Origin of the sequence: Nocardia canadensis (assembly GCF_032656385.1) — a bacterium.
Lineage (GTDB): Bacteria > Actinomycetota > Actinomycetes > Mycobacteriales > Mycobacteriaceae > Nocardia > Nocardia canadensis.
Genome location: NZ_JAVCWB010000010.1, coordinates 1628020 through 1643831 on the forward strand (window position 1 = coordinate 1628020; position 15812 = coordinate 1643831).

1 protein-coding gene (running past both ends of the window) is annotated in these 15812 nt (G+C 71.6%); it reads right to left on the bottom strand.

All 15812 nt of this window come from inside a single coding sequence — locus tag Q7X29_RS30785, non-ribosomal peptide synthase/polyketide synthase (protein ID WP_316576131.1), on the bottom strand. Of the gene's 44322 coding nucleotides, 13836 precede the window and 14674 follow it; the stretch shown corresponds to coding positions 13837-29648 (codon 4613, complete, through codon 9883, partial); reading right to left, the first codon wholly in view occupies positions 15810-15812. Both the start codon and the stop codon lie outside the window.

A 15812-nucleotide genomic window follows, 5' to 3' on the forward strand; every position in this document is an offset into this window, starting at 1 on the left:
TCGGCCACGAACACCGACATCATCGACGGCACGAAGTGCGCGGTGGTGACGCCCTCGGCAGCGATGATCTCGGCCAGGTACGCCGGATCACGATGACCATCCGGCTTCGCGACGACCAAACGCGCACCGATCTGCAAGGGCCAGAAGAACTCCCACACCGACACGTCGAACGTGGCCGGAGTCTTCTGCAACACCACATCGTCGCCGGTCAGACCGTAAGCCGCCTGCATCCACACCAGACGGTTGACGATCGCGCCGTGGCTGACCGCGACACCCTTCGGACGACCCGTCGAACCCGACGTGAAGATCACATACGCGGTATTGGACGGACGCAGCGGGGCGAGGCGCTCGGCATCGGTGACCGGCGCCGCGGAGTACCCCGACAGGTCCAGGCTCTCGATCCGCAGCGCGACCGTCGAGCCCGCGTCGACGTCGTCCGCGGCCGTGGTCAACACGCAGATCGGCGCGGCGGTCTCGAGCACGTAGTGGGTGCGCTCGGCCGGGTGGTCGGGGTCCAGCGGCACGTACGCGCCACCGGCCACGCTCACCGCGTACATGCCGATCACCAGGTCGAGCGAGCGGCGCATGCCGAGCGCGACCATGGTGTCCGGGCCGACGCCCTGGGCGATGAGATGCCGGGCCAGGCGGTTCACCTTCGCGGCGAACTCGCCGTAGGACAGACTCGTCCCCTCGAAGGTGAGGGCGGTCGCGTTCGGGCTGGTCAGCGCCTGGGCCTCGAACATCGACACCAGCGTGGCGGCCGGGTCGATCGGGTGCGCGGTGGCGTTCCAGTCGGTGACGACCTGGCGGTATTCGGCCGGAGCCAGCAGCTCGACCTCGCCGATGGCGCGATCCGGCGTCGCGACGACGGCGGTCAGCATCCGCACCAGGCGCTGCGCGAGCGCGGCGATGGTGTCGGCGTCGAACATGTCGGTGGCGTAGGCGAATTCGGCGGTCATGCCGTCGGCGGAACCGTCTTCGCGATGCCGGTCGGCCAGGTTCAGGTGCAGATCGAACTTGGCGGTGACCACGTCCAGCGGCACCCCGGCGACCTCGAGGCCGGGCAGCTCGAAGGCCGCCTCGCCGGTGTTCTGGAACGACAGCATCACCTGGAACAGCGGGTGCCGGGCCTGCGAGCGGGCCGGGTTGAGGATCTCCACCAGGCGCTCGAACGGCAGGTCGGCGTGGCCGAAGGCGGCCAGGTCGCTCTCCCTGGTCTGCGCGAGCAGGGCGGTGAACGGCTGGGCCGGGTCGACCGCGCTGCGCAGGACCAGCGTGTTGACGAACATGCCGATCGCGTCGTCGAGGACCGCTTCACCACGGCCCGCGACGGCGGTGCCGATGGCGATGTCGTCACTGCCGGACAGGCGGGCCAGCAGCGCCGCGAAGGCGGCGTGCACGACCATGAAGAGGCTGGCGCCGTGCTCGCGGGCCAGCGCGTTCAGGCTCGCCGCCAGTGCCGGGTCGATCGAGAACTCGTGCACGCCACCGCGGTTGGACGCCACGGCCGGACGCGGCCGGTCGGCGGGCAGGTCGAGCTGATCGGGCAGGCCGGCCAGGTGCTCGGACCAGTAGGCGACCTGCTGCGCGATCATCGACGTCGCGTCGTCCTCGGCGCCGAGGGTCTCGCGCTGCCACAGCGCGAAGTCGGCGTACTGCACCGGCAGCGGCGCCCAGCCCGGCGCCTCACCGCGCGAGCGCGCGGCGTAGGCGATCATCACGTCGCGGGCCAGCGGGCGCACCGACCAGCCGTCACCGGAGATGTGGTGCACGACGAACACGAGCACGTGGGTGTCGGGATGCGAACCGTCCATCGAACCGGCGACGCGCAGCAGCGCGGCACGCACCGGCACCTCGGCGGTCACATCGAACCCGGCGAGCACCAGTTCGCTGATCCGGTCGCGGATCTCGTCCTCGCCGACCGTGATCGGGCTCAGCGAGATCGGCACCTGGCCCGCGGGCAGCACGACCTGCACGCCCTGGCCCTCGGCGGTCTCGGGGTAGACGGTGCGCAGCACCTCGTGCCGGTCGACCACGTCGGCGACGGCCTGGCGCAGGGCGTCGATGTCGAGGTCGCCGGTCAGGCGGACGGCGAGCGGGATGTTGTTGACCCCGGTCGCGTTGTCGAAGCGGTTGAGGAACCACATGCGCTGCTGGGCCAGCGAGAGCGGGATCTGCTCCGGGCGCGCTCCGGCGACGAGCTCGCGGCGACTGCCGCTACCCGCGTGCGATTCCACCTTGGCGGCCAGCGCGGCGACCGACGGCGCCTCGAACAGCACGCGCACGGGAACGCGGGTGTCGAGGGCGGCGCCGAGGCGGGCGACCACCTGGGTGGCGATCAGCGAGTTGCCGCCCAGGTCGAAGAAGTCGTCGTCGAGGCCGACGGCGCGGTCCCCGGACAGGCCGAGCACCTCGGCGAAGGTCGCGGCGACGATCTCCTCGATCGGCGTACTCGGCGCACGGAATTCCCGCGCCTCGAACACCGGGTCAGGCAGGGCGCGCCGGTCCAGCTTGCCGTTGGCGCTCAGCGGCATCTCGTCGAGCGCGACGAACGCGGCGGGGACCATGTAGGACGGCAGCTGCGCGGCCAGCTGCGTACGCAGCGTGTCGATCTCGACGGCCGCGCCCGCGGAAGGCACCACGTAGCCGACGAGCTGGTCGCCGGTGCGGGCGTCCGAGCGCACGACCACGACGGCCTGCGCGACGGTCTCGTGCGCGGTGAGCGCGGCCTCGATCTCGCCGAGCTCGATGCGCAGACCGCGCAGCTTGACCTGGAAGTCGGTGCGGCCGAGGTAGGTGATGACACCGTGCTCGTCGCGCCGCACGAGGTCACCGGTGCGGTACATGCGGGCGCCGTCCTCGCCGAACGGGTCGGCGACGAAGCGGTCGGCGGTCAGATCGGCGCGACCGAAGTAGCCGCGCGCCAGCTGCGCGCCGGCCAGGTACAGCTCACCGGCGACCCCGGCAGCGACCGGGTGCAGACGGGAATCCAGCACGTAGGCCCGCGAATTCCAGACCGGTGCGCCGATCGGGACGGCACCGTCGACCTGGTCGGCGACCGGGCCGTGCGTCGCGTGGACGGTGAACTCGGTCGGACCGTACAGGTTGAACAGGGCCGCGTCGCTCACCTTGCGCAGCGCGGCGACCGCGTCGCCGGTGAAGGCCTCACCGGCGATCAGCAGGGCGCGCAGCGAGGACAGAGCTCCGCCCTCGGCATCGATGCTGCCCGCGAAAACAGTCAGCATCGACGGCACGAACGATGTCATCGTGACGCGCTGCGCCGCGATGACATCGGCGAGGTACTGCGGGTCGCGGTGGCCGTCGGGGCTCGCCACGACGATCCGGCCGCCGGTGCTGAGCGGGCCGAACAGCTCCCACACCGAGACGTCGAAGGTAGCCGGGGTCTTGAACAGCACCACGTCGTCGGCGCCGATGCCGTATTCGCCGGTGATCCAGCGGATCTGGTTGACGACGGCGGCGTGCGGCACGGCGACGCCCTTCGGGCGACCGGTCGACCCGGAGGTGAAGATGACGTAGGCCGGGTGCTGAGGACGCAGCGGCGCGATCCGCTCGGCGTCGGTGACCGGAGCGTCGGAGTAGGCCGCCACCTCGAGGGTGTCGACGGCCAGCGTCGGCAGCTCACCCGCGTCGAAACCGTCGCGCGCCGTGGTGAGGACGACCACCGGGGCGGCGGTCTCCAGCACGTAGGCGATGCGGTCGGCGGGCTGGTCGAGGTCGAGCGGCACGTAGCCACCGCCGGCTTCCTGCACGGCGTAGGCCGCGACGACCAGGTCGATGCTGCGGCGCAGGCCGAGCGCGACCAGGGTCTCCGGGCCGACGCCCGCCTCGATCAGGCGATGCGCCAAACGGTGCACGCGCGCGGCGAATTCGGCGTAGGTCAGCGTCGCACCGGAGGCCGGGTCGACGATCGCGACCGCGTCCGGGGTGGCGGCGGCCTGGCGGGCGAACTCGTCGACCAGGGTGCCCGCGCCGGGCAGCGCGCGCTCGGTGTCGTTCCAGCCGAGCACGGCCAGCGCGTTCTCGGTGTCGTCGAGCAGTTCGAGATCGCCGACGGCCCGGTCCGGCGCCGCCGCGATCGCGGCCAGCAGGCGGGCGAAGCGGGTGCCGAAGCGATCCATGGTGGCCGCGTCGAACAGGTCGGTGGCGTAGATCAGCTCGGCGACGATGCCCGCGGGCGAGTCGGCGGGCTTCGCGGCGTTGGACCGCTCCGCTCCCGAGGACCCTGCGTGGTCACGCTTCGCTACCGCCTCCGGGCCCGCCGGTCGCTTCTCGGTGAGCACCACGTTCAGGTCGAACTTGGCCACGTCGATCGGCAGCTCGACGCCGCTGACGGTCAGGCCGGGCAGTTCCAGGCTGGTCTGGCCGGTGTTCTGGAAGGCCAGCATGACCTGGAACAGCGGGTGGCGGGCCTGCGAGCGGGCCGGGTTGATGATCTCGACCAGCCGCTCGAACGGCAGGTCGGCGTGGCCGAAGGCGGCGATGTCGGCCGCGCGGACCTCGCCGAGCAGGTCGGTGAAGCTCGCGTCGCCGTCGACCTCGGTGCGCAGCACCAGGGTGTTGACGAACATGCCGATCAGGTCGTCGAGGGCACGCTCGCCACGACCGGCGATCGGGGTGCCGATGGCGATGTCGTTCTCGCCGGACAGGCGCGAGAGCAGCAGCGCCAGCGCCGCGTGGGCGACCATGAACAGCGTCGCGCCACGGCTGCGGGCCAGCTCGGCCAGTGCCGCATGGGTGTCGGCGTCGATCTCGAAGGTGTGGGTGGCGCCACGACCGCTGGCGACCGCGGGACGCGGCCGGTCGGCGGGCAGGTCCAGCTGCTCGGGCAGGCCGCGCAACCGCTGACCCCAGAACGAGATCTGCTGGGAGATCACGGACTTGGCGTCGTCCTCGTCGCCGAGCACGGCGCGCTGCCACAGGGCGAAGTCGGCGTACTGGACCTCGAGCGGACGCCAGGCGGGCTCGGCGCCTTCGACGCGGGCGCTGTAGGCGGTCATCACGTCGCGAGTCAGCGGGCCCATGGAGAAGCCGTCGGCCGAGATGTGGTGCACGACCAGGGCGAGCACGTGTTCGGTCGGGCTGATCTCGAACAGGGCGGCCCGGAACGGCACCTCGGCGGTGACGTCGAACGCGGTGAGCACCAGCTCCGAGAGGCGCTGCGGCAGTTCGGCACCGGTGGTCTCGATCGGCGCGAGGTCGGGGATGACCTTGCCGGTCGGCACGATCACCTGGTGGGCCGCGCCGGCGACCTCCGGGTAGTAGGTGCGCAGCGACTCGTGACGGGCGAGCACGTCGGCCACGGCCACCTGCAGCGCCTGCCGGTCGAGCAGGCCCGACAGCCGCACGGCGGCCGGGATGTTGTCGACCGCGGACTCGGGGTCGAAGCGGTTGAGGAACCACATGCGCTGCTGGGCCAGCGACAGCGGCACCCGCTCGGGGCGCAGCTGCGGGACCAGCGCGGCGCGACGGTCCGTACCGGAGTGCGTCTCGGCGCGCGCGGCCAACCCGGCGACGGTGGAGGCCTCGAACAGTTCGCGCACGCCGATGTCGGTCTCCAGCGCGGCCGAGAGGCGAGCGGCGACCTGGGTCGCGGTCAGCGAGTTGCCGCCGAGGGCGAAGAAGTCGTCGTCGAGGCCGACCCGCTCCAGGCCCAGCACATCGGCGAAGGTGGCGGCGACGATCTCCTCGACCGGCGTGGTCGGGGCGCGGAACACCGCGGCCTCGAACACCGGCGCGGGCAGCGCCTTGCGGTCGAGCTTGCCGGAGGCGTTGAGCGGGAACTCGTCGAGGACGATGATGACCGCGGGCACCATGTAGGCGGGCAGGTTGGTGCCCAGTTCCTCGCGGGCGTCCTCGATGTCGACGGTGCGGCCCGGCGCGGCGATGACGTAGGCCACCAGCTGATCGCCGGTGTGCTGATCGCCGCGGACCACGACCACCGACTGGGCGACCTCGTCGAGCGCGGTCAGCGCCGACTCGATCTCACCCAGCTCGATGCGCAGACCACGCAGCTTCACCTGGAAGTCGGTGCGGCCCAGGTACTCCAGCTCGCCGTGCTCGGTCCAGGCGACGAGGTCGCCGGTGCGGTACATGCGAGCGCCGCCCGCGGGGCTGCCGGCGGGCCCGGAGGAGGTAGCGGAGCGTGACCCCGCAGGGCCCTCGGCTGCCACGCCATCGGACACAGCGGAGAAGGGGTTCGCGACGAAGCGGTCGGCGGTCAGGTCCGGCCGCGCGACATAGCCGCGCGCCAGCTGGGTGCCCGCCAGGTACAGCTCACCCGCGACACCGACCGGGACCGGGCGCAGGCGCGCGTCCAGCACGTAGACCTCGGTGTTGAACACCGGCGCGCCGATCGGCACGGTGTCGGTATCGGTGTCGACGACCTCGTGGAAGGTGACGTCGACCGCGGCCTCGGTGGGGCCGTACAGGTTGTGCAGGGCCGCACCGGTGAGCTCGCGCAGACGATGCGCGGGCTTGGGCGGCAGCGCCTCGCCGGAGGCGAACACCATCCGCAGCGACGCGCAGCGCGCGGCCGCGGCGTCGGCGACGAAGACCGCGAGCATCGACGGCACGAAGTGGGTGACCGTCACACCCTCGGCAGCGATGATCTCGGCCAGGTACGCCGGATCACGATGACCGTCGGGCTTGGCGACGACCAGACGCGCGCCGATCTGCAAGGGCCAGAAGAACTCCCACACCGACACGTCGAACGTGGCGGGGGTCTTCTGCAACACCACATCGTCCGCGGTGAGGCCGTAGGCGGCCTGCATCCACACCAGACGGTTGACGATCGCGCCGTGGCTGACCGCCACACCCTTCGGACGACCGGTCGAACCGGACGTGAAGATCACATACGCGGTGTTCGACGGACGCAGCGGCGCCGTGCGCTCGGCATTCGTGATGCGGGTGTCGGCGTAGCCGACCAGGTCGAGCAGGTCGATGCGGACCTGCGCGGTGTCGATCTCCAGATCGGTGCCCGAGGTGAGCACACACACCGGATCCGCCGTCGCCAGAATGTATTCCGTGCGCTCGGCCGGGTGATCGGGATCGAGCGGCACGTACGCGCCACCGGCCACGCTCACCGCGTACATGCCGACCACCAGGTCGATCGAGCGGCGCATACCCAGGGCCACATAGGTTTCCGGGCCGACACCGCGATCGATCAGCCAGCGCGCCAGGCGGTAGACCCGCTGGGCGAACTCGGCGTAGGACAGGTTCTCGCCTTCGAAGCTGAGGGCGGTGGCCTGCGGGGTGCGCGCCACCTGCGCCTCGAACATCGAGACGAGGGTGGCCGTGGTGTCGACCTCGTGCGCGGTGGCGTTCCAGTCGCGCACGACCAGTTCGCGTTCGGCGGCGTCGAGCAGCTCGATATCGCCCACGGCCACACCGGGTTCGGTGGTGATCGCGGTGAGCACCCGGATCAGGCGCTCGGCGATGCGGTGCACGGTGGCGGCGTCGAACAGATCGCTCAGGTAGCCGGCCCGGATACGGAGCTGCGTGTCCAGCTGGGCGATCAGCGACAGCGGGTAGTGGGTCGCGTCGGCGGCGTCCAGACCGGTGACGGCCATGCCGTCGATGTCGGCGGCCTGGGCCTTGATGCCCTCGGCGTCGACCGGGTAGGACTCGAAGACCACCAGCGAGTCGAACAGGGCGCCGATGCCCGCGGCCGACTGGATGTCGGCCAGGCCGATGTAGTGGTGGTCGAGCAGGTCGGCCTGCTCGCCCTGGGTACGGGTCAGCACCTCGCGCACCGATTCGGCGGCGTCGAAGCGCACGCGCACCGGGACGGTGTTGATGAACAGGCCGACCATGGATTCCACGCCCGACAGCTGTGCCGGGCGGCCCGAGACGGTGGTGCCGAACAGCACGTCGTCGCGGCCGGTCATCCGGCCGAGCACGATCGACCAGGCGACCTGCAGCACGGTGTTCGGGGTGACCCCGAGGTCGGCGGCCAGCGCGACCAGGCGGGCCGTGGTCGGCTCGTCCAGGTCGAACAGGTACTCCTCCGACAGCGCCGCGATCTCGCGGCTGGCGTCGGGGCGGGCCAGCAGAGTCGGCTCGGTGACGCCGCGCAGCGCGGCGGACCATGCCGCGACCGACACCGAGTGATCCTGCTGGGCAACCCATTCCAGGAAGTGGCGGTAGGAGCGGACCGCGGGCAGCGCGCTCGTGTCGCCGTGCAGGGCGTAGAGCGCGAGCAGGTCGCGCATGACCAGCGGCGTCGACCAGCCGTCGAGCAGGATGTGGTGGTTGGACACCACGAAGCGCCACTCGTTCTCGGCGATGCGGATCAGGGTGAACCGGATCAGCGGCGGCGCGGCCAGGTCGAAGCGGGCATGGCGGTCGGCCTCGACGAGGTCGGCGAACTCGCCCGTTTCGGTGCGGTCGTGTTCGGTCCAGGCCACCTCGGCGTGCTCGAGGACGATCTGGACGGCATTGCCGTCGTGGTCGGTGACGAACGCCGTGCGCAGGGTCTCGTGCCGGTCCAGCAGAGCCTGGGCGGCAGCGCGCAGACGGGTGGCGTCGACGCGACCGGTGAGCGTCAGGACCGCCTGCGCGGTGTAGACGTCGACCGAGCTGGCGGCCAGACGGGCGTGGAAGAACAGACCGGCCTGCAGCGCGGCCAGCGGCCACACCTGGGTCAGCTCGGGGTAGCGCTTCTCCCAGACGTCGATATCGCCCTGGGTGGAGCGCACCAGCGCGAAATCGGACGGCGTGTGGCCACCCGCGTCGGCCGAGTTGGCGTGCCGGGCGACGGCTTCCAGCGCGGTGACCCACAAGTCGGCGAACTCGCGCACCTCGGCGGCGGCGAGCAGGGTGCTCGGGTAGCCGATATTGGCGCTGAGCTTGTCGCCGACGACGATCGCGTTGACGTCCAACGGCGCCATGGCGGGCATGTCGGCGTCGTAGGCGCCGCCGAGGGCGGCCAGCTCGGGCGCGGGAATCCAGCCGAAGCCGCGCAGCGCGTCGGGCACGTCGCTGTCGGCGACGCGGCCCAGGTAGTTGAAGCTGATCTGGCCGGGCAGCTGGGTGGGCAGTTCCGCCGCGGTCTCGGCGTTCATGTACCGCAGCAGGCCGTAGCCGATGCCCTTGTCGGGCACGGCGAGCAGCTGCTCCTTGACCGCCTTGACGGCCTGACCGAGCGCGGGACCACCGGCGAGCGCGGCGTCGATGTCGATACCGGCCAGGTCCAGGCGGACCGGGAAAATAGCGGTGAACCAGCCGACGGTGCGCGACAGGTCGGCGCCGGGCGCGACCTCTTCCTCGCGGCCATGGCCTTCGAGCCGGACCAGCAGTGCGTCGTTGTCGGCGCGGTGGCCGTCACCGGCAGCGGATCCGTCGCCCAGGGCCGCACGGGTGGTCGAGCCCGTGGCGCCGACGCGAGTCGAGCGCCACTTGGCCGCGGCCAGTGCGAGGGCGGTGAGCAGACCGTCGTTGACGCCACCATGGAACAACGCCGGGACGGTGGTCAGCAGGGCCTTGGTGACCTCGGCCGACACCTCGACCGGCAGCTTCTCGATGACGCCGGAGACGTCGACGGCCGGGTTCATCGGCCGCTCGGTGAGCAGCGGATCCGGGGTGGCGACGACCTCGCGCCAGAAGTCGAGTTCGGCGGCGCGTTCGGGGCTGCGCGCCTCGTCGGCGAGCGCGTGCGCCCAGGCCCGCATGGAGGTGGCCGGGGCGACCAGTTCCGGCTGCTGGCCGGCGGAGAGCTGGCCCCAGGCAGCGACGAAGTCGGGCACCAGGATGCGCCAGGACACGCCGTCGACCACGAGGTGGTGGGCGACGACGATCAGGCGACCTGCCCGCGCGACGGACCGGGATCCGGCGGACGACGCCGCGGCGTCGGTGGCGGTCGCCGAGGTCGTGTCGCCGGAAACGCTCGCGGCGGTGTCGCCGGTCGGGGCGGCATCACCGGGCAGCGAGATAGCCGGGGCGGTCGCGGCGGACGGCTCCAGCCAGACGAACCGAACGACGACGCCCGCGGCGGGATCGAGCCGGTCCAGGCTGGCATCCAGTGCGGCGGAGGCGATCTCGATCAGCTGGTCGTCGGTGGCATCGGCCGGGAAGGTGCTGTGGTCGATCAGCGCGTCGGCGTCGACCGCGCCGGCGGGCGCGGTGTCGACGACCCAGCGGCCGTCGACCTGGTGCAGGCGCGAACGCAGCATGTCGTGGCGGTCGATGACCGCGCCGACAGTGGCGGCGATGCCCGCGCGGTCGATGCCGACCGGCAGTTCCAGCGCCATGGTCTGGTTGAACCGGTCGAACGAGCCGGACCGCTCGGCCATGAACCGGACGACCGGGGTCAGCGGCATCTCGCCGACGCCACCGCCGGGCAGCTCGGCCAGCGTGACGGCGGCGGCCGAACCGACCTCGGCGGTCTCGGCGACCGAGGCCAGCCCGGCGACGGTGCGCTGTTCGAAGACGTGGCGCGGAGTGAACAGCACGCCGCGGGCCTTGGCCCGGGAGACGAGCTGAATGGAGACGATCGAGTCACCGCCCAGGGCGAAGAACGAGTCGTCCACGCCGACGCGCTCGACCCCGAGCACCTCGGCGAAGACCTCGGCGATGGTCTGCTCGATCGAGGTGCGCGCGGCCCGGAAGGTGACCTCGGTGGCGAACACCGGCTCCGGCAGCGCCTTACGGTCGAGCTTGCCGACCGGAGTCAGCGGCACGTGGTCGATCACCATGATCGACGACGGCACCATGTAGGCGGGCAGGCGGTCCTCGACGTGCGCGGTCAGCGCCGCGACGTCGATCGAATGGCCCGGCGCGGCAACCACATACGCGACCAGCGAGACCGCGCCCGCCGTGCTCTTGTGGCCGATGGTGGTCGCGAAGTCGACGGTCTCGTGCGAGGCGAGCGCGGAGTCGATCTCGCCCAGTTCGATACGGAAACCGCGGATCTTGACCTGGAAGTCGGAGCGGCCGACGTATTCGACGGTGCCGTCGGCGGTCCAGCGCACGACGTCACCGGTGCGGTACATCCGCTCCCCCGGCACGAACGGATCGGCGACGAATCGGTCGGCGGTCAGCCCGGCGCGGGCGTGGTAGCCGCGCGCCAGCTGGATGCCCGACAGATACAGCTCACCCGCGACACCCACCGGAACGGGCTGGAGCTGGGCGTCCAGGATCAGCGAGCGCATGCCGCGCGTCGGGCCACCGATGGTGACCAGCTCGCCCGGGGTCAGCGCGGCGCTGATGTTGGTCATGATCGTGGTCTCGGTGGGACCGTAACCGTTATGGAAGGCGCGAGTCGTGCCGTCCGCCAACGGAACCGCCCACTTGCTCACCAGATCGGCGGGCACCGCCTCACCACCGGCGACCAGCACCCGCAGCGAATCCAGGCCGCTCGGGTCGAAGGTCGCCAGCGCTGCGGGGGTGATGAAGGCGTGGGTGACCCGCTCGGCGCGGATCAGCTCGGACAGTTCGTCACCGCCGTAGACACCCGGCGGGACGACGACCAGCGCGCCGCCGCGGGCCAGCGCCAGCAGCAGTTCCAGGATCGAGGCGTCGAACGAGGGCGAGGCGAAATGCAGTGCGCGGGTATCGGTATCGAGGGCGTAGCGCTGGGCCTGCTCCTCGCCGAAGTTGGCCAGGCCGGCGTGGGTGACCACGACGCCCTTGGGCACACCGGTCGAGCCGGAGGTGTAGATGACGTAGGCGGGCTGCTCGGGCGTGGTCGCGCGGACCAGTTCCGAATCCGCGATCGGGCCGCCGTCGAAGGCGTCCAGGTCCAGCTCGTCGAGCACCAGCCACCGTGCCGATTCCGGCAGGCCCGCGCGCACGGAGGCGACGGTGAGGCCCAGCGGTGAACCCGAGTCGGTGACCATGTGGGCGATGCGGTCGGCCGGGTAGGTCGGGTCGACCGGCACGAAGGCGGCGCCGGTCTTGGCGACGGCCCAGGCGGCCAGCACCGAGTCGGCCGAGCGCGGCACGCCGACGGCGACGAGGTCCTCGGCGCCGATCCCCTCGGCGATCAGCAAGCGCGCCAAGCGGTTCGAGCGCTCATCCAGCTCGGCGTAGGACAGAGCCGTCCCCTGGAACACGACGGCGTCGCCGGTCGGGTTCAGCGCGACGGCCTCGGCCAGCAGGCTGCGCAGGGTGCGCGCGGGCACCGGCGGCTCGCCGACGCGCGACACCAGATCGGCCCGCTCGGCGGCATCGAGGACATCGATGGCGCCGACGGTGACCGTGGCGTCGGCGGCGACGGCTTCGAGCACGCGCTCCCAGCGGGTCGCGATGGTGTCGACGGTGGCCTCGTCGAACAGTTCGGTGGCGTAGTTCAGGGCCAGCGCCATGCCGCCGCTGCCCGGCTCACCGAGTTCGGACAGGGTGAACTGCAGGTCGAAGCGCGCGACGCTCTCGTCGAGATCGAGCGCCGAGACGGCCAGGCCGGGCAGTTCCAGGGTGGTGCGGTCCAGGTTCTGGAAGGCCAGCATCACCTGGAACAGCGGGTTGCGCGACTGCGAGCGCTCCGGCGCCAGCAGTTCCACCAGGCGCTCGAACGGCACGTCGGCGTTGCCGTAGGCGTCGAGGTCGGCCTTGCGGGCCTGCTCGAGCAGGTCGGTGAACGACTCGGCCGGGCGCACGCCGGTGCGCAACACCAGGGTGTTGACGAACATGCCGACCAGGTCGTCGAGGGCCTGTTCACCACGGCCCGCGATGGGCGTGCCGATGGCGATGTCGTCGGAGCCCGACAGGCGCGAGAGCAGCACCGCCAGCGCGGTGTGCATGACCATGAACAGCGACGCGCCTTGGCGGCGGGCCACCTCGTCGAGCTTGGCGATGAGCTCGGGCGCCAGCTCGCGGTGCACGGTGGCGCCGCGATGCGAGGCGATGGCCGGGCGGGCACGGTCGAACGGCAGGGTCAGCTCGTCGGGGACACCGGCGAGCTGGCGCTGCCAGTACCCGACCTGGCGCGACATCAGCGAGTCGGCGTCGTCCTCGGTGCCGAGCACCGCGCGCTGCCAGATCGCGAAATCGGCGTACTGCACCGGCAGCGGCGCCCAGCCGGGCGCGGTGCCCTGGGCGCGAGCGGTGTAGGCCAGCATCACGTCGCGGGTCAGCGGCGCGATGGAGAAACCGTCAGCCGCGATGTGGTGCACGACCACGACCAGCACATGCTCGGCGTCGGCGCGCCCGGAGGGAGCACCGCCAGCGGACTCGGGGGTGACCTTGAACAGGCGCGCACGCAACGGAACCTGTTCGGCCACATCGAAACCGGTGGACACGAACTCGGTCACGGTGCCGAACAGCTGCTCCTGGGCGACCGTGACCGGGCGCAGATCCAGCGAGATGCGTTCGGCCGCGACGATCTGCTGCACCGGGGTGCCGCCGTGCTCGGGGTAGCGGGTGCGCAGCGATTCGTGCCTGCGCACCAGGTCGGCCAGCGCCAGCGCCAGCGCTTCGGTGTCGAGCGCGCCGGTGAGGCGGATCGCGACGGGCAGGTTGTAGGCCGCCGAGGTGGTGTCGTACTTGTTGAGGAACCACATGCGCTGCTGCGCGAACGACAGCGGCACCAGTTCACCCTCGGTGCGCTCACGGGCGACCAGCGCCGCGCGGGCGGTGCCGCCGGTGTGCGATTCCACCCGCGCCGCAAGGGCTTCCACGGTGGAGGCCTCGAACAGCGCGCGCACCGGCACGGTGGCGCCGAGCGCCGCGCCGATGCGGGCGACCACGCGGGTGGCGATGAGCGAGTTGCCGCCGAGGTCGAAGAAGTCGTCGTCGACGCCGACCCGGTCCAGGCCGAGCACGTCGGCGAAGACCGCCGCGACGGTCTCCTGTACCGGGGTGACCGGCGCGCGGAAGGCCCTGGCCTGCACCGCGGGAGCGGGCAGGGCGCGACGGTCCAGCTTGCCGTTGACGGTCAGCGGGATCCACTCGAGGCGGACCAGCGCGGCCGGAACCATGTAGGCGGGCAGCTGTTCGGCGGCACCGCTGCGCACGACGTCGAGGTCGGGCTGGGCGTCGCCGTCGGCGACCACGTAGGCGACGATGCGCTGGTCGCCCGGCTGATCCTCGCGCACGATGACCGCGGCCTGGGCGATGCCGGGCTGGGCCAGCACGGCGGCTTCGATCTCACCGAGCTCGATGCGGAAGCCGCGGACCTTCACCTGATCGTCGGCGCGGCCGAGGTATTCGAGCTCGCCGAAGCGGTTCCAGCGCGCGAGGTCGCCGGAGCGGTACAGGCGCGAGCCCGCCTGGCTCGGGCCCGCGAGCGGGTTGGCGACGAAACGGGTCGCGGTCAGGTCGGGGCGACCGAGGTAGCCGCGCGCCAACTGCGGTCCGGCCACATACATCTCACCGGCGACACCCACCGGCACCGGCCGCAGCCGGTTGTCCAGCACGTACACGCCCAGGCCGGCGATGGCCCGGCCGACGACCGAACCCGCCGCGGCGGCAATGGTCTTCGCGTCCAGCGCGCGGAACGACACGTGCACCGTGGTCTCGGTGATGCCGTACATGTTGACCAGCGTCGGCGAGCTGTCGCCGTGGCGGGCAACCCAATCCGACAGGCGGCGCAGTTCCAGCGCCTCACCGCCGAAGACGACGTAGCGCAGGGCCAGCGGCGCCAGGCCGGGTCCGGCGATCCGGTCGGCCTCGGCGAGCTGGTAGAACGCCGACGGCGTCTGGTTGAGCACCGTCACCTGCTCGACACGCAGCAGTTCCAGGAACTGCTCGGGCGAACGCGAGGTGTAGTAGTCGACGACGATCAGCGAGCCGCCGAACAGCAGCGGACCCCACAGCTCCCACACCGAGAAGTCGAAGGCGTAGGAGTGGAACAGCGTCCACACATCGCGCGGGCCGAAGCCGAAGTCGCGGTCGGTGTTGGCGAACAGCCGCACCACGTTCCGGTGCGCGACCGCGACGCCCTTGGGGCGACCGGTCGAGCCGGAGGTGTAGATGACGTAGGCGACGTTGTCCGGCGACAGCGGCGCGATCCGGTCGGCGTCGGTGATCGGCAGATCGTCGGCGTCCTCGATATTGCCGGTCTCCACGGCGAACCCGTCGAGCACCACCGAGGGCAGGTGCGCGGGCACCGTCACCTGCACGGTGGAGTCGAGGACCACGCTGGTGGGACGGGAGTCCTCGAGCACGTAAGCGATGCGCTCGGCCGGGTAGGTCGGGTCGACCGGCACGTAGCCCGCGCCGGTCTTGACCACGGCCAGCAGCGCGACGACGAGATCGAGCGAGCGCGGCAGGATCACCGCGACCAGCGACTCGGGGCCGGCGCCGTCGTCGATCAGCCTGCGCGCCAGCACATTCGCGCGCCGATCGAGCTCGGCGTAGGTCAGCGACTCGACGCCGAACTTGGCGGCGATGCGATCGGGGTAGGCCGCGGCCGCCGCGTCGAACAGGTCGACCAGCGTCGTGTGCTTGTTGCCGAACAGCCCGCGACGGTGACCCGCCGGGGTGCTGGCGTCGTGGATCACCGGCAGGGCGATGGCGTCGGCGCCGGAGGACACCCAGCGCTGCGCGACATCGCGCTGTTCGGCCTCGCCGAGCAGGTCGATGTCGCCGACGATCACGTCGGGGTTGTCCGCGACGGTGCGCAGGATGCGCACCAGGCGATCGCCGAAGGCGGCGACGGTCTCGGCGTCGAACAGATCGGTGGCGTAGTTCCAGGACATCGCCAGCGAGCCGTCGGCGGCCTCGCCCACGGTCAGCTGCACGTCGAACTTCGCGGTGCCCGGGTCGAAGTCGACGACGTCGAGGTCGAGGCCCGGCAGGGCGACGGTGCCGGTATCGGCGGCGGTGGCCGCCTCGAAGGTCAGCGCCACCTGGAA